Here is an 18,785-nt window from a genome sequence, read left to right as displayed (position 1 = left end):
ACCTCGGCGGGGGGCTGGCAGGCTCGGTGGTCATGACGGCGCTCGACGAGCTCAACGACGCCCCCGCCGACCGGCTGGTGCAGCGGCTGCGCGCCTGCAACGCCGCCCCGCGGTTCGCCGCGCAGGTGGTCGCCGGCCGCCCCTACCCGGACGCCGACACCCTCGTCGCCCACGCCGGCGAGGTGGCCCGCGGGCTGCCGTGGGAGGAGGTCGAGCTCGCGCTGGCCACCCACCCGCGGATCGGCGACCGGGTGGAGGGCTCCTCGGCCGAGGCGGCGTCCTCCCGCCGGGAGCAGGGCGCGGTCGAGGGGGCCGACGAGGGGACCCGCGCCGCCCTGGCCGAGGGCAACCGCGCCTACGAGGAGCGCTTCGACCGGGTGTTCCTCGTCCGCGCCGCCGGCCGCTCGCCCGAGGAGCTGCTGGCCGAGCTGCGCCGGCGGCTGGGCAACGACGAGGAGACCGAGCGCGCCGAGGTGGTCGAGCAGCTGGCGCAGATCACCGAGCTGCGGGTGCGGGAGCTGGTCCGGTGAGCTCGCGCGTGTCCGCGGCGGGTGCCGGGGAGGAGGTCGCGTGAGCGTCTCCACGCACGTGCTGGACGCCGCGCTGGGGCGCCCGGCCGCGGGCCTGGTGGTGCGGCTCCTCGCCGGGGACCGGGAACTCGCGGCGGGGGTCACCGACGACGACGGCCGGTGCCGGCTGGCCGAGGGGCCGACGCCCGCGGGGTCGCACCGGCTGGTGTTCGACACCGGCGCCTGGTTCGCGGCGCGGGGCCGGGAGACCTTCTGGCCGGAGGTGGTGCTGGCCTTCGCCGTCCGGGAGCCCGCCGAGCACCACCACGTGCCGCTGCTGCTCTCCCCGTTCGCCTACTCCACCTACCGGGGCTCGTGACGCGCGGTTCCACGTGGAACCGCGGGGTCTGGCAGCCTGCCGCCATGGCGATCCGACTCGGCCCCAACCAGTACGGCAAGGCGGAGGTCCGCGTCGTCGCCGTCGACCGCAGCGGCCCGGCGCACACGCTGCACGACCTGACCGTGAGCACCAGCCTGCGCGGGGACTTCGCGGCCGCCCACACCGAGGGCGACAACGCGCACGTGCACCCGACCGACAGCCAGAAGAACACGGTCTTCGCCTTCGCCCGGGACGGCGTCGGTTCCCCGGAGGCCTTCGGGCTGCGCCTGGCCCGCCACCTCGCCGGCACCTACCCGTGGGTCACCGGCGCCCGGGTGGCGGTCGACGCGCACGGCTGGCAGCCCATCCCCGTCGGCGGGCGGCCGCACGGGCACGCCTTCCGGCGGGACGGCGGCGAGGTGCGCACGGCGGTGGTGACCGTCGACGGCGGGCAGGCGCACGTGCTGGCGGGGCTGGCGGACCTCGTCGTCCTCAAGACCACCGGCTCGGAGTTCCGGGGTTTCCCGCGCGACCGCTACACGACGCTGGCCGAGACCCGGGAGCGGGTCCTCGCCACCGCGGTCACCGCGCGCTGGCGGTACACCACCGCCGACCTGGACCTCGACGCCGCGTTCGGCACCGCCCGCACCGCGCTGCTCGAGACCTTCGCGGCCACCCACTCCCTCGCCCTGCAGCAGACGCTGTACGCGATGGGGACGGCGGTGCTCGAACGGGTGCCCGAGGTGGCCGAGGTGCGCCTGTCGATGCCCAACCGGCACCACTTCCTGCTGGACCTCTCGGCGTTCGGTCGGGACAACCCCGACGTCGTCTACCACGCCGACGACCGGCCCTACGGGCTGATCGAGGGGACCGTGCTGCGCGACGACGTCCCGCCGGCGCCGATCGCGTGGGAGGGGACGCCGGGCACCTGCTGACCCGCGCCCGGGTCGCCCCGTCGTCAGCGGCCCCGGGCGCCGGCGGGGGCCGGCGTGCCGATCCCCGCGCCGCCGAGCACGACGGCGGCGTGCACCCGCAGGTCGGCACCCCGCTCGTCGTCGGTGCGGGTCGCCTCCGCCCCTGGCGCCAGGCCGACACCGCCGAGCCCGCGGGCGGACCACCAGACCCGCCAGCCGGCCGGCACCCGGACGTCGAGGCCGCCCATGACGGCACGCAGCGTGAGGTCGACGCCACCGGGCACCGGCGCCAGCGCGGTCAGGTCGATCTCACCGCCGGCCATGAGGAGGTCGACGCGCAGCCGGGACAGCTCGGGGTTGACCGGCCGCAGCCGCAGGTCGCCGAGGGCGACCGTGCGCCGGATCCCGGCACTGCTCTCGTCCCCCTCGTCGCTGCGGCGGGCGACCAGCCGACCGGCCACGGCGAGCGCGGCCTGCAGCGCCCACCAGCCGAGCAGCCAGGGCAGGGCCCGGCGCAGGGCGGAGCGCAGCGCGGAGGTGCTCATGGGCGCCAGCCTGCCCGGCCGGCGCCCGGCCTGCCCAGGGGGTCGCCCGCGCCGGTGAGCGCCCTGCCACCATCCTCGGGTGGGCGACGACCGGGAGACCCTGACCTACGAGGCCTTCGGGGCCGCGGCCCGGGAGCTGGCCGAGGAGGTGGCGGCCAGCGGGTTCGAGCCCGACCTCGTCCTCGCCATCGCCCGGGGCGGGCTGTTCCTGGGCGGGGCCCTCGGCTACGCGCTCGACGTGAAGAACCTGTTCGTGATGAACGTGGAGTTCTACACCGGCGTCGACGAGCGCCTCGACCTCCCGGTCGTCCTGCCGCCGACGCTCGACCGCGTGGACCTGACCGGCGCCGCCGTCCTCGTCACCGACGACGTGGCCGACACCGGGCGGACGCTGGAGCTGGTGCGGGACTTCTGCACCGGCTACGTCGCCGAGGTGCGGACGGCGGTGCTGTACGAGAAGCCGCACTCGGTGGTGCGCTGCGACCACGTGTGGCGGCGCACCGACCGCTGGATCGACTTCCCCTGGTCGACCCTCCCGCCGGTCCGGCGCCGCGCCGGCGCGCGCGGGCGCTGACCGCCCCCGGTCCCCCGTTTGCCCTGCTCCCCGGCGCGGCGTCTACTGGGCAGCGAGCCGATCGTGGGGGGACCCATGCAGACGGGCACACCGACGCTGGCGGAGCTCCGGCGGGCCGGCCGGGAGGCGTCGGCCGCGCACGACCCCGCCCTGCTGCGGGCCTGGGCGGCGGCCGAGCGGGACCAGGCCCGGGCACTGGTGGCGGCGTCCCGGCGACGACGCGCCGAGACGGCCGCGGCGCGCTCCGCACCGTCGGCCGGGCCGGGTGCCCGCCCGCCGGAGCTGGCGGCCATGTGGACCCTGCGGCACGCCCTGGGCGACCGCGTCGCCGAGATCCGCGGCGAGGCCACCGCGCACCCCGGACGGCTGGCCGACCCCGGTGCCGAGCTGGCCAACTGCGAGGTGGTGGAGCGGCTGCTCGAGACGTGGGACGCGGTGACGCTGTGGGCCGGGGACCCCGACGCCGAGCTGGGCGACGCCTGGGCGCAGGCGTCGGTCGCGCTGTACCGCGTGATGAGCCGGCTGGCGGCGCGCTACACCGCCGCCACGACCCCCCGCTGAGCGCCACCGGCGGGGACACCGGGCGGCCTCACCCGCCGGTGCGGAGGCGGTAGAAGCGGAAGAAGTCGTTCTCCACCGGCAGCACGTCCACGCCGGTGAACCCCGCCTCCCGGGCGTAGCGCTCCAGGGTGGCCGGGCGCATGACCGTCCCCGTGCCCACCGAGGGCCGGGTGGCCAGCCCGTCGGGCAGGCAGCAGGTGAGGCTGTAGCCGTACATGAGCCGCTCGACGTCGTCCCCCGGCGCGGTGAACTCCTCGGCGACCCGCTCGTCGACCACCAGGACGGTGCCCTCCGGGCCGGCCATGCCCCGCATCGCGGCCAGCACCGAGACCGGGTCGGGCATGTCGTGGATGCACTCGAACGCCGCCACGAGGGCGTAGCGCCCCTCGGCGTCGGCCACCGCGGCGGCGTCGGCCACCCGGAACCGCACCCGGTCGGCCACCCCCGCCTCCTCCGCGTTGCGCCGCGCGGCCTCCACCGAGGGCGCGTCCACGTCGAACCCGTCGACGCGGACCTGCGGGTAGGCGCGGGCGATCCCGATCGAGGACCAGCCCATCCCGCAGCCGACGTCGGCCACCCGGCCACCGGCGCGCAGGACGGCGTCCACCTCCGGCAGGGACGGCAGGTCGTCGGTGACCAGCGCACCCAGGAAGTACGGGCGGTTGGCGGCCGCCTGGGCGTCGCGGGCGTCCCCCATCTCCGCCCAGCCCAGCCCGCCCCCGGTGCGGTAGACCTCGACCAGCCGGGGGACGTTGCGGGTGAAGGTCAACGCGATCCGGGCGAACGGCGCCATGTGGGAGGGGTCCGCCTCCTCCACCAGCACGCCGCGGTGCTCCGGCGGCAGGGTGTAGCGCCGGGCGTCGGGGGCGGCCCGGACGTCGTCGACGGTGAGGTAGCCGGCCACCGCCTGCTGCTCCAGCCACTCCCGGGCGTAGCGGGCATCGGTCCCGGTCCGGTCGGCCAGCTCCGGCGCGGTGGCCGGGGCCTCGGCCAGCGCGCGGTACCAGCCCAGCTCGCTGCCCAGCTGCAGGGCGGCGAGCTCGAGGCTGCCGGTCACCGCGTCGAGGATGCGCTGGGCCAGCGCCGCGGAGGCGTCGGTGGGTGAGAGGTCCGTCGTCGTCATGGACCCCGACCGTGGCCCGTCGCGTCGCGCACCGGGAGGGACCTCCGTCCCTGCCGCGGCAGGGACCGCGCTCAGCGCCGCGTGGACACCGTCACCGTGAACCGCCGGTCGGCCGCCACCACCCGGGTCGGGCCCACCAGCCGGCGCAGTGCCGACCGGTGCGGCAGCCGGTTGTTGTACACCGCCCACAGCTCCCCACCCGGCCGCAGCACCCGCCCGGCGGCGGCGAACAACCGGTCGGCGGCACCGGTCACCACCGCCGCCCCGAGGTGGAACGGCGGGTTGCAGACGACGAGGTCCACGGTGCCGTCGGGGACAGTGGCGGCCGCGTCGTCCCGGACGACGCGCACCCGCCCGGCCAGCCCGTTGGCCGCCGCGGTGGCCGCCGCCGAGGCGACCGCGGCGGCCGAGGCGTCGCTGGCGGTCACCCCGACCCCGGGGCGGGCGAGGGCCACGGCGGCGGCCAGCACGCCGGTGCCGCAGCCGAGGTCCAGCACGGTCGCCGCGTCCGGCGCGGCGCCCGGCAGCGCGGCCAGCAGCGCCCGGGTGCCGGCGTCGACCCGGGTCCCGGCGAAGGCCGCGCCGTGCGCGCACACGGTCAGGCCCAGGTCCGGGTGCGACCGGCAGCGGGGGAAGGACGGCGACACCCCGGGGCGCGGACCCCGGGCCACGAGCACCCGCGACTTCTGCCGGGCGAGGGTCGCCCGCACGTCGGTGAACCCCGCCCCGAGCGCGTCGTTCATCGCCGGGGTCATGTGCTTGACCCGGCCGCCGACGTGCAGGACGGCGTCCGGCGCCGCCCCCGCGGCCAGCTCGGCCAGCTCCCGCAGCGCGTCGAGGGAGCGCGGGGCCTTGGCGAGCACGACCCGCGCACCGGCCACCAGCTCCGGCGCCAGCGGCAGCGTGCGGTACGTGCCGGCCAGGCCGGTCCGCTCGGCGTTGCGGGCCAGCGCCAGCTCGCCGACCAGCAGGTCCTGGTGCACCCGCACGTCGCGGGAGCCGGCCGCGACCGCGCCCAGGGTGAGGGCGCCGTAGGAGTCGTCGACGACCGCCACCTCACCGGGACCGGCGCCGGCGAGCGCACCGGCGGCCTCGTCCAGCAGCAGCCGGTCGGTGGCGTCGACCGCGACCAGGTCCGGAGCCTCGACGTCCGGGTCCCGGCGCAGCCGGGTGAGGAGCTCCTCCCGGTCGGTCACCGGCGAGGGTCCTCCCGGTCGGTCACCGGCGAGGGGTCGCGGCGACCAGGTCGACCACGACCCGGGCGAGCTGGGGGCCGACGTCCTCCTGGAGGAAGTGCCCGCCACCGGCGAGCGTGACGTGCGGCATCCCGGTGGCGCCCGGCACCACCTTCCGGAACACGCGGTCCCCGCCCCCGGTGATGGGGTCGGAGTCGGAGAACGCGGTGAGGAACGGCCGGTCGAAGCGGGCCAGCACCTCCCAGGCCGCCCGGTTGGCCGCGGCGGCGGGGTCGTCGGGCCGGGTCGGGACCAGGGCGGGGAAGGCCCGCGCGCCCGCCTTGTAGGTGTCGTCCGGGAAGGGCGCGTCGTAGGCGGCGACGACCTCGGGCGGCAGCGCGGTGACCGTGCCGTTCTGCACGATCCGGCCGACGTCGAACTGCGGGCTCTCCTGCGAGAACCGCTGCCAGGCCAGGAACGCCTCGCTCATCGGGTGCTCGCCGGTGGGCAGCCCGGTGTTGGCCACCACCACGCGGGCGAAGCGGTCGGGGTGCTCGCCGACCAGCCGCAACCCGATCAGGCCGCCCCAGTCCTGGCACAGCAGCGTCACGTCGGTGAGGCCGAGCCCGTCGAACAGCGCCCGCCGCATCCACTCCACGTGCCGGGCGTAGGTGTAGGCGGCCCGGTCGACCGGCTTGTCGGACCGGCCGAAACCGACCAGGTCGGGGGCCACCACGCGCAGCCCCGCGTCGGCGAGCACCGGGATCACGTGCCGGTACAGGTAGGCCCACGACGGCTCCCCGTGCAGGAGCAGCACGACCTCGCCGTCCGGCGGGCCGGCCTCGACGTAGGCCACCCGCAGCGTGCCGCCGTCCCCGTCGTCCCCGCTGTCGAAGGTGATGTAGCCGGGCTGGTAGGGGAAGCCCGGCAGGTCGGCGAACCGCTCCTCGGGCGTCCTCAGGACCTCCACGCTGCACGCACCTCTCGACGTCGTCGTCACGGGGGACAGGACGCTATACCCGCGTCGGGGACCGCCTGACGCGGGGAGAGCTTCCTATCCCCCGACCCCGACCCCGGCCGGGCCCGCCCAGGGCGTCGTTCAGACGCCGGGCAGGCCCACGGGGCAGGAGACGCCGGTCGAGTGGATCGGGCAGTACCCGTTCGGCACCTTGTACAGGTACTGCTGGTGGTAGTCCTCGGCGTAGTAGAACTCGCCGAGCGGCTGGATCTCGGTGGTGATCGGCCCGTAGCCGGCCGCGGTGAGCCGCTCCTGGAAGGCGTCCCTGCTGGCCTTGGCCGCGGCCTCCTGCTCGGGGCCCTGCGTGTAGACCGCCGACCGGTACTGGGTGCCGATGTCGTTGCCCTGGCGCATGCCCTGCGTCGGGTCGTGGTCCTCCCAGAACACCTTGAGCAGCTGCTCGTAGGAGATGACCGCCGGGTCGAAGACCACGAGCACGACCTCGGTGTGGCCGGTCCGCGCCGAGCAGACCTCCTCGTAGGTCGGGTTGGGGGTGTACCCGCCGGCGTAACCGACCGCGGTGGAGTACACCCCCGGGGTCTCCCAGAACACCTTCTCCACGCCCCAGAAGCAGCCCGCGCCGAAGACGGCGGTCTGCATGCCCTCGGGGAAGGGCGGCTGGATGCGGTTGCCGTTGACCGCGTGCACCTCGGGCACGTACGGCAGCGGGTCGGGGCGGCCCGGCAGGGCGTCCTCCGCCGCCACCGGCTGGGTCTTGGACCGGGAGAACAACATGCCCCGAGCGTAGGCGCGCGGCGCAACCGAACGGCGAGGTCAGCACACGGGGAGGACGGCGGCGGCGCGGCCGGGACCGCCGGGGCAGGATCGGCCCCGAGCACGTCCCCGACCACCCACCCGACACCCCCCGACGCGAGGAGACGCCCGTGCCCGTGACCGCCCGCGAGTGGCACCTGGCCGCCCGGCCCCACGGCGAACCGGCCCCCGAGGACTTCCGGCTGGTGGAGGTCGAGCACCCCGACCCCACCGAGGGCCAGGTGCTGGTGCGCATGCTGGCGATGTCGGTGGACCCCTACATGCGGGGGCGGATGCGGCTGGGCCCCTCCTACGCCGCGCCGTGGGAGGTCGGCGAGGTGATGCAGGGCGGGGCCGTCGGCCGGGTGGTCGCCTCCCGCTCCCCCGCCGTCCCCGAGGGCGCGCTGGTGCTCACCGACGCCGCCTGGCGGGACGTCGCGGTCCTGGACGCCCGGGCCGTCCGGCAGCTGCCCGAGAGCGACCTGCCGGTCACGTACTCGCTGGGCATCCTCGGCATGCCCGGGCTGACCGCGTACGCGGGGCTGTTCCGGGTGGCCGCCTTCCGCGAGGGGGACGCCGTCCTCGTCTCGGGCGCCGCCGGCGCCGTGGGCAGCGCGGTCGGCCAGTTCGCCCGGCTGCGCGGCGCCTCGGCGGTGGTGGGCAGCGCGGGCAGCCCGGAGAAGGTGGCCTGGCTGCGCGAGATCGGGTTCACCGCGGCCTTCGACTACCACGACGGCCGGGTGCGCGACCTGCTGGCGCAGACGGCCCCCGACGGCATCGACGTCTACTTCGACAACGTCGGCGGCGAGCACCTCGAGGCGGCCATGGGGGCGCTGCGCGTGCACGGGCGGGCGGCGCTGTGCGGCTCGATCTCCGGCTACAACGCCACCGAGCCGGTGCCCGGCCCCCGCGGCTTCAGCGCGCTCATGGTCGCCAAGCGGCTGGCGCTGACCGGCTTCCTCGTCGGTGACCACACCGACCTGCGCCCGGAGTTCACCGAGACCGTCTCGGGGTGGATCCGCTCCGGGGAGCTCGTCGTCCGGGAGACGGTGCGCGAGGGCCTGGAGGACGCCGTCCCGGCCTTCCTCGACCTCCTGCGCGGCGGCAACACCGGCAAGATGGTGGTGCGGCTGGCCCCCGATCCCGGTTCGGCCTGACCCCCGCCGGGCAGGATCGGGCGCATGTGGCTCTTCCTGACCCGCCGGCTGCGCACCTGGCTGCTGATCACCGTCCTCGTCCCCCTGGCCACCGGCACGGTGCGGCGCGTCGCCGACGCCCTGCAGCGCCGCACCGGGTCGACGCCGGTCACCCGGGGGCTGCACCGCGCCTCCGACCTCGGCGACCGGACCCGCGACACGCTGCGCGGCGGTCGCCGCCGCCGGCGGTGGTGACCCGGGGCGGGATCCCCCCGGGGACGACGCCGGCCGCCCACCCGGCCCTGGAGCACGCGCCCGCCCGGGGGACGACGCGGGCGGTGGCCGTGTTCTGCCACGGGGGCACGGTCGCCAGCGTGGAGCCGCCGCGGGAGCGCGCGCTGTCCCTGGTGCGGATGCGGGCGGTGGAGCAGTACGTCCGCGCGGCCGGGGCGGACAGCGGGCTGGACACCTACCTGGTGCGCTACCGGGTGGCCGGCTGGAACGGCCCGGCCGCCGACGCGCACGCCGACGTCCGGTGGACCCTCGAGCGGCTGCGCGAGCGGCACGGCGCGGAGGTCCCGGTGGTGCTGGTCGGTCACTCCATGGGCGGGCGCGCGGTGCTGCGGGCCGGCGGCGACCCGTCGGTGCAGGCGGTCTGCGCGCTCGCCCCGTGGACGCCGCCGGGCGAGCCGGTCGGGCACCTGCGGGGGCGCACGGTGGCGGTGCTGCACGGCCGCGGCGACCGCTGGGTGCCCGCGGACCTCTCGGCGCGCTTCGCCGCCCGCGCCCAGGAGGCCGGGGCGCGGATCGCCCGGTTCACGATCGCCGGCGGGCACAGCATGATGCGCCGGGCGCCGGTCTGGCACGCGTTCGTGCGGGACGTCGTCCTCGCCGGCACGGGGCTGACCCCGGAGCGGCCCGACCTGCGCGCGGCCCTGGACGCCGGCGACCTCGACGCCCGGTTGTAGCGGGTGGTGCCGCGGGCCGCGGCCGGGTCGGGCGATGTGCGGGCGGGCCGCCCGCGGGGGTAGGGCGCGACGGTGGAGGAGCTGCTCGCCGAGGTCGTCGGCAGACTGGTCGTCGTCGTGGAGGCCTGCGGAGCCGCCGTCATCACCGTCGGGGCGGTGTGGGCCTTCGCCCGGTTCGTCTGGGTCGGCCTGACCCGCCGGACCGCGGCGGCGTTCGTCCCCGTGCGGCTGACCCTGGGCCGGTCCCTGGCGCTGGGGCTGGAGTTCCAGCTGGCCAGCGACATCCTCACCACGGCCGTGGCGCCGACCTTCGAGGAGATCGCCAAGCTCGCCGCGATCGCCACCATCCGCACCGCGCTCAACTACTTCCTCGGGCGGGAGATCGAGGAGGAGCGCCGCCAGGTCGCCGAGCAGGAGGGCGGCGAGCCCGCCGACCCCGCGCGACGGCGGTCCGGGCGCACCGCGTGAGCACCCTCGAGCAGGTCACCGGCGCGGCCGCGGGAGCGGTGGTCGTGGCGGCGCTCGTGGCCGGGGCGCTCGCCCTCGCCGTCACCCGCCGCCCGCTGCCGGCCCTCGGGGTGCTGCTGGACCTGCTCGTCGCCGCCGGCCTGCTGCGGCTGGCCGGCGACCCGGAGTGGCGCGCCGTGCTCGGGGCCGCCGTCGTCGTCGCGGTCCGGCACGTGGCCGGCGCCGGGCTGCGGGCGGCGCGGCGGGTCCGGTCGGGGGGCCCGCCGCCCGGACGCCGGCCGCCGGGGCGGCGTCCCCCCGGGCGGTGGCGGACGCGGGCGTGGGCGCCGGAGCTGCACCGCCTGCTCCACCCGGCCTGGCGCGCGTGAGCGGAGTGCCTCATGCGAGGGAACCTCGCGCGAGGCACTCCGGTCGTCAGGCGAACAGGGCGCTGTAGCCGTTGAGCGCCGGCTGCCCGCCGAGGTGCGCGTACAGCACGGTGGACGACGGGTCGATCTCCCGCCGGCCGACCAGGTCGATGGTCGCCGCCATCGACTTCCCCTCGTAGACCGGGTCGGTGACCATGCCCTCGGTGCGCGCGGCGGTCTCCATCGCGCGGATCGTGGTCGCGTCGGGGATGCCGTACACCCCGGCGTGGTAGCGCTCGTCGAGCTCCACGTCGGCGGCCGTGATCTGCCGCCGCACCCCGATCGCCCGGGCCGTCCGCTGCGCGATGCGCAGCACCTGCTCGCGGGTCTCGGTGGGCCTGGCCGACGCATCGATCCCGAGCACCCGCCGCGGCCGCGCGCCGGCCTCCTCCAGCTGCGCGAAGCCGGCGACCATGCCGGCCTGCGTCGAGCCGGTGACCGAGCAGACGACCACCGTGTCGAAGAAGACGCCGAGCTCGGCCTCCTGCGCGGCCACCTCGTGCGCCCAGCCCGCGAACCCGTGCCCGCCCAGCGGGTGGTCGCTCGCCCCGGCCGGGATGGCGTAGGGCTTGCCGCCGCGCGCCTCGATCTCGGCGAGCGCGGCCTCCCAGCTCTCCTTGAACCCGATGCCGAACCCGGCCTTGACCAGCCGCACGTCCGCCCCGGCCAGCCGGCTGACCAGGATGTTGCCGACCTTGTCGTAGACGGCGTCGGGCCAGTCGACCCAGCTCTCCTGCACCAGCACGCAGCGCAGCCCGGCCCGGGCGGCGACCGCGGCCACCTGCCGGGTGTGGTTGCTCTGCACGCCCCCGATCGACACCAGCGTGTCGCAGCCCTGCGCCAGGGCCTCGGCGACCAGGTACTCCAGCTTGCGGGTCTTGTTGCCGCCGTAGGCGATCCCGGAGTTGCAGTCCTCCCGCTTGGCCCAGACGGCGGCGCCGCCGAGGTGCTCGGTCAGCCGGTCCAGCCGGTGGACCGGCGAGGGGCCGAACAGCAGCGGGAAACGGGGGAAGTCGTCAAGCCCCATGGGGATCGTCCTCCAGCTCGGACAGCAGCGCCGTCCAGATCTCGGTGGTGGTGGCGACGGCGGCGCCGACGTCGTGCGCCGCGCAGGCGGCGATCAGGCGGTCGTGCAGGACGACGGACTCGCGGCCGTGCGCCGCGCCGAAGCGGGCCCGCTCCAGCCGGCGGATCGCGGGGGCCAACCGCGCCACGGTCGCGGTCACCGCGCCGTTGCCGCACCGTGCCAGCAGCACGCCGTGCAGCTCGTCGTCGGCGGTCAGGGCGGCGTCGACGTCCCCGGCGCCGACCGCGGCGGCGAACCGCGCGTTGGCCGCCCGCATCACGGCCGCGTCCTCGTCGGTCACCCGGGGGGCGGCCTCCCGTGCGGCCAGCTCCTGCAGGACGCGGACGACGACGGCCGCGTCGCGCACCTCGGCGACCCGGAGCGGGGTGACCCGGGTGTGGCTCTGCGGCTTGGCCTCGACCAGCCCCTCGTCGGCCAGCCGGGCCAGCGCGGCCCGCACCGGGGCCACCGACAGCCCGAGGGAGGCGGCCAGCTCGGCGTCCTTCACCACCTCGCCGGGGGCCAGCGCGCCGGAGACGATCGCCTCCCGCAGCCGGGCCAGGGCGAGGTCGCGGAGCAGCACGCGGCCGACCGGGGCGAGGGGCACAACTGACATCTCAGATGTCAGAGGCCCCGCCGTCAACCCCGCCGCGGCAGGAACGGCGCGGAACCGGGCAGCCCCGGCCCTGGTCCGCACCGCCCCGGGCTGCCGAACATGGCGGCATGGACCCCGACCGGTTCCCCGACCCCGCGGACGCCGCCCGCCACTTCGCGCACCGGCTGGCCGTGGAGACCGACGTCAGCGACGTGTCCGCCGCCCTGGCCTCCGGGGACCCCGGCTTCGTGCTGCTCGACAGCCGCAGCCGCGAGGCCTGGGACGCCGGCCACGTCCCCGGCGCCGTGCACCTGCCGGGCCGGGATATCGCCGACCGGGCGGCCGCCGAGCTGGACCCGTCGGTCCCGGTGGTCGCCTACTGCTGGGGACCGGGCTGCAACGGGGCCACGCGGGCGGCGCTGGCGCTGGCCCTGCTCGGCTACCGGGTGCGGGAGATGATCGGCGGCTTCGAGTACTGGGCCCGCGAGGGCCTGCCGGTGGCGACCCCGGGCGGCACCGCCCGGGGGCCGGTCGACCCGCTCACCGCCCCGGCGGCCTGCGGCTGCTGAGGCCGGCCGGCAGGACGGGCGCCGGGTCCGCGGCGAGGCGGCCCCAGATCAGCTCGTCGTGCTTGCGGCCGTCGCCGTAGCGGTAGGAGGCGCGCAGCCGGCCCTCCAGGGTGAACCCGGCCTTCGCGGCCACCCGGCCCGAGGCCGGGTTGTCGACGGCGTGGCACAGCTCGACGCGCTCGAGGGCCGGCACGGCGAAGGCCCACCGGCAGGCGGCGTCGACCGCGCGGGGGGCCACCCCGCGCCCGCGGGCGGCCGGGACGGTCCAGTAGCCGACCTGTGCGTTGGCCTGCTGCCGGTCGACCGAGTGCAGCGACACCGAGCCCAGCAGGACCCCGGTGCCGGCGTCGGCGACCGCCCACGAGGCGTGGTCGCCGGCGCTCCAGTCGGCCCGCCGGCGGACGAAGTCCACGGCGTCGTCCCGGGTGCTCGCCGGCACGCCGTTCCACAGCTGCAGCACGGGGTCGCGCAGGGCGGTGAGGACGGCGTCGGCGTCGTCCTCCCGCCACCGCCGCAGCCGGACGGGCCCCGCGTCCAGCTCCACCGGCTCCACGGCGGACATCCTCCCCCGCGTGCCGGGTACGGGAGCACGGTGGACGGCGACACCGTGACCGTGCGGGTGCCCGGGGAGCTGGCCTTCCTGCTCCCGCCGCGGGACCGCCCGGCCCGGGCGCGCCGGCTGGCCGCGGACCCCGACGCGACCCTGGGGCACCTGGTGCGCGCCGCCGGGGTCCCCCCGACCGAGGCGGGCGGCCTGCGGCTCGACGGCCGGCCGGCGGACGCCACCGCCCGCGCCGCCCCGGGCGCCGTGGTCGACGTGCTGGCCGTCGCCCGGCCGGAACCGGCCGCGCCCGGCGGCTTCCTGCTCGACGTCGGGCTCGGCGCGCTCGCCCGCCGGCTGCGGCTGCTGGGCCTGGACGTCGCGTGGTCGAACGACGCCGGGGACGCCGAGCTCGCCGCCCGGGCCCGGGACGAGCGGCGCACCCTGCTCACCCAGGACCGCGGCCTGCTCATGCGCCGCGGGGTGCGCGGGGCGCTGGTCCGCGGCGCGCGGCCGGACGACCAGCTCGCCGACGTCCTCGACCGGTTCGCCCCGCCGCTGGCGCCGCTGACCCGCTGCACCGCCTGCGGCGCGCACCGCGAGCCGGTGGCGAAGGCCGAGGTCGCCGGCCGGCTGCCGGCCGGCACGCGGCGCACGTACGCCGACTTCTCCCGCTGCCCGGCCTGCGGGCGCGTCTACTGGCGGGGCGCGCACGCGGCGCGGATCGACCGGCTGGTCCAGCGCGCACGGCGGTCGGCCCGGTGACCGGCGGTACCGGGATCGCGGCGGGCGGACGTGGTCTACGCTCGACGGCACAACCGAACACACAGCAGGGGAGCGCCACGGCGCTGAGAGTGCGGATCACCGCAGACCCTCGAACCTGATCCGGGTCATGCCGGCGCAGGGAGTCTGGAGGAAGTCATGGCCCAGGAGGCCGTCCGTCCGTCGTCCGTCACCGATCGCCCGCCGGCCGGGTACCGCTGGCGGACCGTCGACATCGTCGTCACCGCCGTCCTCGGCGTCGCCTTCGGCATCGTCTTCTGGGCGTGGAACCTGGTCTTCGGCGTGCTGTCGGCACCGCTGGAGTTCTTCCCGCCGCTGCAGGCGGTCCTCAACGGCGTCTACCTCATGCCGGGCGTGGTCGCCGGGCTGCTGGTGCGCAAGCCGGGTGCGGCGACCTTCGCCTCCACGCTGGCCGCCACGGTCAGCATCCTGCTCGGCTCCCCGTACGGCGGGATCATCGTCGTCTACGGGCTGGTGCAGGGCCTCGGCGCCGAGCTGGGCTTCCTGCTCACCGGCTACCGGCGGTTCGGCTGGCCGACCGCGCTGCTCGCGGCGGTCACCGCGGGGCTGTCCACGTCGCTGCTGGACCTCAACCTGTACTACCCGGTGTCGGCCGAGCACCCGTTCTGGGCGTTCAGCCTGCCCTACATCCTCTTCACGGTGCTCTCCAGCGTGCTCCTGGCCGGCGTGGTCGGCCTCCTGCTGGTGCGCGCACTGGCCCGGACGGGTGCGCTGAGCTCGTTCGCCTCGGGCCGCCGCCGCGTCTGAGCTCGGGCGCGGGCGGCAGCAGGGCGTGACCAGCACCGGCCGGCTCCCGGCGCGGGCGGTCCCGGGCGCCGGGCCGGTGGCCGTCGCCGCGCGGGGCCTGGGCATCCGCCACCCCTCGCGGCGCGCGTGGGCGCTGACGGGGGTGGACCTCGCCATCGAGCCCGGCGAGCGGGTGCTGCTCACCGGGCCCTCCGGCGCGGGCAAGTCGACGCTGCTGGCCGCGCTGGCCGGCGTCCTCGACGCCGAGGGCACCGAGGTCGCCGGTGAGCTGACCGTGGGCGGGCGCTCGCCGCGGGCGGCCCGCGACCGGCTGGGCCTGCTCGCCCAGGACCCCGACAGCCAGCTGGTCATGACCCGCGCCGGGGACGACGTCGCCTTCGGCCTGGAGAACGCCGGTCTGCCCCCCGAGCTGATCTGGCCGCGGGTGGACGAGGCCCTCGCCGCGGTCGGCTTCCCGCACGGCCGGGGGCGGCCCACCTCGGCGCTCTCCGGCGGCGAGAAGCAGCGGCTGGTGCTCGCCGGGGCGCTGGCCCGCCGACCCGGGCTGCTGCTGCTCGACGAGCCCACCGCCCAGCTCGACCCCGAGGGCGCGGCGCTGGTCCGGGAGGCCGTGGCCCGCTCGACCGCCGGGCGGGAGGCCACCGTGGTCGTCGTCGACCACGACGCCGCCCCGTGGCTGCCGCTGGTCGACCGGGTCGTCGAGGTGGTCGCGGGCGGCGGGGTCGTGGAGCACGGCCCCGGGTGGCGGCCGGTGCCGCGCACCGCCGGCCTGGCCCTGCCCCCGGCACCGGGCGGACCGGTCCTGCTCACCGCCGCGCGGGCCGGCTACACCTACCGCGGTGCGGACCGCCCGGCGCTGCCGCCCACCGACGCCGTGGTTCCCGGCGGCCGCGTGCTCGCGGTGACCGGGCGCAACGGCGCGGGCAAGTCCACCCTCGCGCTGCTGCTGGCCGGCCTGCGCACCCCCACGACGGGCCGGGTGGAGGCCGCCGGGGTGCTCGCCGCCGGGACCCGGCGCGGCCGGCGCGAGCCCGGCCGCTGGCGGGCCGGGGAGCTCGTCAGCCGCATCGGCACGGTGTTCCAGCACCCGGAGCAGCAGTTCCTCACCGGCCGGCTGTGCGACGAGCTGGCCCTGGGGCCCCTGCGCTCCGGCGAGGGCGCCGCGGCCGCGCGGGCGACGGCCGGGGAGCTGCTCGAGCGGCTCGGGCTCACCGCCTTCGCCGAGGCCAACCCGTACACGCTCTCCGGGGGGCAGCAGCGCCGGCTGTCGGTGGCCACCGCGCTGGCCACCTCCCCGCGGGTCCTGGTGCTCGACGAGCCGACGTTCGGGCAGGACGCGGCGACCTGGCGGGAGCTGGTGGCCCTGCTCGCCGAGCAGCGCGCCCGCGGCTGCGCCGTCGTCGCGGTCACCCACGACGCCGACCTGGTCGCCGTGCTGGCCGACGACCGGCTGGAGCTGGGGTGACGGCGTCCTTCGCGCTCGGGCCGGTCGCCGACGTCCCGCTGTCGCGCATCAACCCGGTCGCCCAGCTCACGGCGCTGGCCGTGGTCACCGTGGTGCTGCTGAGCAGCCTGGACGTCGTCACGCCGGCGGTCGTCGTCGCCGCCGAGCTGTGCCTGCTGCCCGCCGCCGGGCTGTCCCGCCCGGTCGACCTGCTGCGGCGGACCTGGCCGGTGCTCGTCGGCGCCGGGTCGGTGGGCCTGGTCAACGTGCTGCTGTCGGCGGAGGCCGGCCCGGTCACCGGCATCGGGCTGGCGCTGCGGGTGGTGGGGCTGGCGCTGCCGGGGGTGCTGCTGGTGGCCTCGACCGACCCGGTGCGGCTGGCCGACGCCCTGACCGTGCACTGGCGGGTCTCCACGCGGTTCGCCTACGGGGCGCTGGCCGCGCTGCGGCTGGCCCCGCTGCTGGTGGCCGAGTTCGAGGCCGCCCGGCTGGCCCGGCGCACCCGCGGGGTGGAGGCCCGGGGCCCGGTCGCCCGCGCCCGGCTGCTGGGCGGGGTCGGGTTCACGCTGCTCGTCGGGGCGGTGCGCCGGGGGTCGCGGCTGGCGACCGCGATGGACGCCCGGGGCTTCGACTCCGGGGTGCCGCGCACCAACGCCCGCGGGTCGACGCTGCACCGGCGGGACGCGGTGTTCGTCGCGGCGACCGTGGCCGTGTGCGCCGCGGCGCTCGCGCTCAGCATCGGCCTCGGCACCTGGGACCCGGTCTTCGTCGGCGGCTGACACGGGGCCAGGCCGGCGCTCCGGTCGGGAACGCCGGCCCGGCCCGCACCCTCCGGTCAGCCGGCCGGGGTCGGCACGGGCTGCGACCGCCGCACCCGCCCGGGCAGGACGAGGTTGAGGACCACGGCGACCACGGCCGCGACGACGATCCCCGAGTCGAACAGCGCGCCCCAGTCCCCGGTCACCCGGTCCAGCGCGCCGGGCGCGGCGGCGATCCCCCGGCCCAGCCCGACGGAGAGGGCCACGACGAGCAGCCCGCGGGTGTCCAGCCCGTCCTTGGTCAGCAGCTGCACGCCGATGGCGCAGATCATCCCGAAGAGCACGAGCACGCCGCCGCCCAGCACGGCGGGCGGGATCGCGGCCAGCACCGCGGCCACCTGCGGCAGCAGCGACAGGCCGACGAGCACGAGGGCCCCGATGGTGACCACGTGCCGGCTCATCTGCCGGGTGAGCGCCACCAGGCCGATGTTCTGGCTGAACATCGTCGTCGGCAGGGCGCCGAAGACCCCGCCGAGCACCGCGCTGCCGCCCTCGGCGAGGATGCCGCCGCGCAGCTCCCGCGGGGTCGCCGGCCGGCCCGCACCGCCCTCGGTCACCGCGTGCACCGTGCCGACGGAGTCCACCATGTTCACCGCCCCGACCACGGCCATCGACAGGACGGCGACCAGCGGGAAGGACAGCCCGAACTCGAACGGCGCGGGGACGGCGACCAGCGGCCGGTCCCCGACCCCCGACAGGTCGAGCAGGCCCAGCGGGACCGCCACCAGGTAGCCCACCGCGACGGCGACCAGCACCGAGCACGTGCCCAGCAGACCGCGGCCGAACTGGTTGAGCACCACGGTGAGGACCAGGACGAGCGCCGCGAGCCCGAGGTTGACCGGGGAGCCGAAGTCGGGGGAGCCCACCCCGCCGGCGGCCAGGTTCACGCCGCTCGGCAGCAGCCCGAGCCCGATGACCAGGATGATCGTGCCGGTCACCACCGGCGGGAACAGCGCGGCGACCCGGTGGATCCCCAGCCCGATCGCGACCTGCACCGCGGCGGTGACGAGCACGCCGCCGAGGACGGCCGACAGCCCGTGGTCCTCGGCCAGCGGGACGGCGACGGCGATGAACGCGAAGCCGGAGCCCATCATCAGCGGCAGCCGGCTGCCCACCGGGCCGATGCCGACGGTCTGCAGGAGCGTCGCCAGGCCGGCGCACAGCAGCGCCGCCTGGACCAGCAGCACCGCCTCGCCGGTCGTCGCGCCGATCACCCCGGCCAGCAGGATCGCCGGGGTCAGGTTGGAGGTGAACATCGCCAGGACGTGCTGCAGGCCCAGCGGGACGGCGACGCCCCACGGCGGCCGGGCGTCCGGGTCGGTGCGGGCGGTGGTCGAGGCGGCGGCGGCGCGGTCGGGGTGGGCGGTGGCGCGGTCGGCGGCGGCGGGGTCGGCGGTGGCGGGGTCGGCGGTGGCGCGGGGTGCGGGGGCGGCCATGGGGGCTCCAGGAGCGGTCGGGCGGCGGGACCCCGCGAGGGTCGTGCCCGGGTGTTGCGGTCCCGTGACGAACGCGTTGTATCCGGCCCCGCGGCGATCGGATCAGCGCTAGGGTCCGTCGGTGGCGCACCACCTCCCGACCCCGGTGGGCGCCACCTGCCGGCGCGGCCTGTGACATCGGACTCACGAGGTTTGGACCAGCTGCTCCGGGGCCATCCGGAGGTGTTCGCCCCGG

At 77.4% G+C, this 18,785-nt stretch carries 24 protein-coding genes and 1 riboswitch; of the genes, 15 read left to right on the top strand and 9 right to left on the bottom strand.

Annotation, left to right across the window (positions count from 1 at the left end):
- The first annotated feature begins 32 nt into the window (after positions 1-32).
- The 3 genes from uraD to pucL are packed head-to-tail and all read left to right on the top strand — an operon-like array spanning position 33 to position 1,823.
- Positions 33-530 carry a 2-oxo-4-hydroxy-4-carboxy-5-ureidoimidazoline decarboxylase gene (gene uraD, locus ACI8AC_RS05735; protein WP_456896051.1) on the top strand — a complete coding sequence of 166 codons (498 nt, stop codon included), beginning with the start codon at positions 33-35 and terminating at the stop codon, positions 528-530.
- Positions 531-570: 40 nt separating this feature from the next.
- A complete protein-coding gene (gene uraH / locus ACI8AC_RS05730; RefSeq protein WP_456896049.1) occupies positions 571-888 on the top strand; it encodes a hydroxyisourate hydrolase in 318 nt (105 codons plus the stop codon).
- A 44-nt stretch (positions 889-932) separates the two neighbouring features.
- Positions 933-1,823 (top strand): factor-independent urate hydroxylase, encoded by an 891-nt coding sequence (gene pucL / locus ACI8AC_RS05725; protein WP_456896046.1) that lies wholly within the window; start codon positions 933-935, stop codon positions 1,821-1,823.
- 23 nt (positions 1,824-1,846) lie between these two features.
- Here the strand turns inward: pucL and ACI8AC_RS05720 are convergent, their stop codons facing one another.
- Positions 1,847-2,347 carry a hypothetical protein gene (locus ACI8AC_RS05720; protein WP_456896044.1) on the bottom strand — a complete coding sequence of 167 codons (501 nt, stop codon included), beginning with the start codon at positions 2,345-2,347 and terminating at the stop codon, positions 1,847-1,849.
- Between the two features lie 79 nt (positions 2,348-2,426).
- Between ACI8AC_RS05720 and ACI8AC_RS05715 the strand changes: the two genes are divergently transcribed.
- Together ACI8AC_RS05715 and ACI8AC_RS05710 are read left to right on the top strand one after the other, a co-directional pair.
- The gene (locus ACI8AC_RS05715; protein WP_456896042.1) at positions 2,427-2,921 is read left to right on the top strand and encodes a phosphoribosyltransferase; all 495 of its coding nucleotides are present in this window, start codon (positions 2,427-2,429) and stop codon (positions 2,919-2,921) included.
- Between the two features lie 75 nt (positions 2,922-2,996).
- Positions 2,997-3,482 (top strand): hypothetical protein, encoded by a 486-nt coding sequence (locus ACI8AC_RS05710; RefSeq protein WP_456896040.1) that lies wholly within the window; start codon positions 2,997-2,999, stop codon positions 3,480-3,482.
- 28 nt (positions 3,483-3,510) lie between these two features.
- On the opposite strand, the gene ACI8AC_RS05705 is transcribed toward ACI8AC_RS05710, so the two are convergent.
- The 4 genes from ACI8AC_RS05705 to msrA all read right to left on the bottom strand — a co-directional run bounded on the left by ACI8AC_RS05705 (position 3,511) and on the right by msrA (position 7,533).
- A complete protein-coding gene (locus tag ACI8AC_RS05705; protein ID WP_456896038.1) occupies positions 3,511-4,605 on the bottom strand; it encodes a class I SAM-dependent methyltransferase in 1,095 nt (364 codons plus the stop codon).
- Between the two features lie 71 nt (positions 4,606-4,676).
- On the bottom strand, positions 4,677-5,801 hold the full coding sequence (locus ACI8AC_RS05700; protein ID WP_456896037.1) for a class I SAM-dependent methyltransferase: 1,125 nt from the start codon (positions 5,799-5,801) through the stop codon (positions 4,677-4,679).
- A 22-nt stretch (positions 5,802-5,823) separates the two neighbouring features.
- On the bottom strand, positions 5,824-6,750 hold the full coding sequence (locus ACI8AC_RS05695; protein WP_456896035.1) for a haloalkane dehalogenase: 927 nt from the start codon (positions 6,748-6,750) through the stop codon (positions 5,824-5,826).
- 129 nt (positions 6,751-6,879) lie between these two features.
- The gene (msrA, locus tag ACI8AC_RS05690; RefSeq protein ID WP_456896033.1) at positions 6,880-7,533 is read right to left on the bottom strand and encodes a peptide-methionine (S)-S-oxide reductase MsrA; all 654 of its coding nucleotides are present in this window, start codon (positions 7,531-7,533) and stop codon (positions 6,880-6,882) included.
- Positions 7,534-7,682: 149 nt separating this feature from the next.
- Here msrA and ACI8AC_RS05685 point away from each other — a divergent pair, with 149 nt between their 5' ends.
- The 5 genes from ACI8AC_RS05685 (at position 7,683) to ACI8AC_RS05665 (ending at position 10,491) form a co-directional block, all read left to right on the top strand.
- Positions 7,683-8,708: an NADP-dependent oxidoreductase gene (locus ACI8AC_RS05685; RefSeq protein WP_456896032.1), complete on the top strand. Its 1,026-nt coding sequence runs from the start codon at positions 7,683-7,685 to the stop codon at positions 8,706-8,708.
- Positions 8,709-8,732: 24 nt separating this feature from the next.
- Positions 8,733-8,942, top strand: a complete 210-nt coding sequence (locus ACI8AC_RS05680; protein ID WP_456896030.1) for a hypothetical protein — start codon at positions 8,733-8,735, stop codon at positions 8,940-8,942.
- A gap of 119 nt (positions 8,943-9,061) precedes the next feature.
- Entirely contained in the window at positions 9,062-9,655 is a 594-nt protein-coding gene (locus ACI8AC_RS05675; RefSeq protein WP_456896028.1) for an alpha/beta fold hydrolase, read from the top strand.
- A 72-nt stretch (positions 9,656-9,727) separates the two neighbouring features.
- The gene (locus ACI8AC_RS05670; protein ID WP_456896026.1) at positions 9,728-10,123 is read left to right on the top strand and encodes a DUF1622 domain-containing protein; all 396 of its coding nucleotides are present in this window, start codon (positions 9,728-9,730) and stop codon (positions 10,121-10,123) included.
- A complete protein-coding gene (locus ACI8AC_RS05665; protein ID WP_456896024.1) occupies positions 10,120-10,491 on the top strand; it encodes a hypothetical protein in 372 nt (123 codons plus the stop codon). The genes ACI8AC_RS05670 and ACI8AC_RS05665 overlap by 4 nt, the downstream gene beginning before the upstream one ends.
- 46 nt (positions 10,492-10,537) lie before the next feature.
- On the opposite strand, the gene ACI8AC_RS05660 is transcribed toward ACI8AC_RS05665, so the two are convergent.
- Together ACI8AC_RS05660 and ACI8AC_RS05655 are read right to left on the bottom strand one after the other, a co-directional pair.
- Positions 10,538-11,557 (bottom strand): 1-aminocyclopropane-1-carboxylate deaminase, encoded by a 1,020-nt coding sequence (locus ACI8AC_RS05660; RefSeq protein WP_456896022.1) that lies wholly within the window; start codon positions 11,555-11,557, stop codon positions 10,538-10,540.
- Positions 11,547-12,203 carry a GntR family transcriptional regulator gene (locus ACI8AC_RS05655; protein ID WP_456896020.1) on the bottom strand — a complete coding sequence of 219 codons (657 nt, stop codon included), beginning with the start codon at positions 12,201-12,203 and terminating at the stop codon, positions 11,547-11,549. The genes ACI8AC_RS05660 and ACI8AC_RS05655 overlap by 11 nt, the downstream gene beginning before the upstream one ends.
- Before the next feature lie 116 nt (positions 12,204-12,319).
- Here ACI8AC_RS05655 and ACI8AC_RS05650 point away from each other — a divergent pair, with 116 nt between their 5' ends.
- Entirely contained in the window at positions 12,320-12,760 is a 441-nt protein-coding gene (locus ACI8AC_RS05650) for a rhodanese-like domain-containing protein (protein ID WP_456896018.1), read from the top strand.
- On the opposite strand, the gene ACI8AC_RS05645 is transcribed toward ACI8AC_RS05650, so the two are convergent.
- The gene (locus tag ACI8AC_RS05645; protein ID WP_456896016.1) at positions 12,732-13,313 is read right to left on the bottom strand and encodes a GNAT family N-acetyltransferase; all 582 of its coding nucleotides are present in this window, start codon (positions 13,311-13,313) and stop codon (positions 12,732-12,734) included. The genes ACI8AC_RS05650 and ACI8AC_RS05645 overlap by 29 nt on opposite strands.
- A gap of 39 nt (positions 13,314-13,352) precedes the next feature.
- Here ACI8AC_RS05645 and ACI8AC_RS05640 point away from each other — a divergent pair, with 39 nt between their 5' ends.
- The 4 genes from ACI8AC_RS05640 (at position 13,353) to ACI8AC_RS05625 (ending at position 17,075) form a co-directional block, all read left to right on the top strand.
- On the top strand, positions 13,353-14,066 hold the full coding sequence (locus tag ACI8AC_RS05640; protein ID WP_456896014.1) for a Mut7-C RNAse domain-containing protein: 714 nt from the start codon (positions 13,353-13,355) through the stop codon (positions 14,064-14,066).
- Positions 14,067-14,122: 56 nt separating this feature from the next.
- Positions 14,123-14,226, top strand: a riboswitch (TPP riboswitch).
- Positions 14,223-14,852: an ECF transporter S component gene (locus tag ACI8AC_RS05635; protein ID WP_456896012.1), complete on the top strand. Its 630-nt coding sequence runs from the start codon at positions 14,223-14,225 to the stop codon at positions 14,850-14,852. (Overlaps the previous riboswitch by 4 nt.)
- A 25-nt stretch (positions 14,853-14,877) precedes the next feature.
- Positions 14,878-16,317 (top strand): ABC transporter ATP-binding protein, encoded by a 1,440-nt coding sequence (locus ACI8AC_RS05630; RefSeq protein ID WP_456896010.1) that lies wholly within the window; start codon positions 14,878-14,880, stop codon positions 16,315-16,317.
- On the top strand, positions 16,314-17,075 hold the full coding sequence (locus ACI8AC_RS05625) for an energy-coupling factor transporter transmembrane component T family protein (RefSeq protein ID WP_456896008.1): 762 nt from the start codon (positions 16,314-16,316) through the stop codon (positions 17,073-17,075). The genes ACI8AC_RS05630 and ACI8AC_RS05625 overlap by 4 nt, the downstream gene beginning before the upstream one ends.
- 56 nt (positions 17,076-17,131) lie before the next feature.
- On the opposite strand, the gene ACI8AC_RS05620 is transcribed toward ACI8AC_RS05625, so the two are convergent.
- Positions 17,132-18,550 (bottom strand): uracil-xanthine permease family protein, encoded by a 1,419-nt coding sequence (locus ACI8AC_RS05620; RefSeq protein ID WP_456896006.1) that lies wholly within the window; start codon positions 18,548-18,550, stop codon positions 17,132-17,134.
- Between the last annotated feature and the right edge of the window lie 235 nt (positions 18,551-18,785).

Source organism: Geodermatophilus sp. SYSU D00758, from assembly GCF_054049955.1.
Note: the sequence above shows the minus strand (reverse complement) of the source record. Positions and strands in the feature narration are given on the sequence as shown.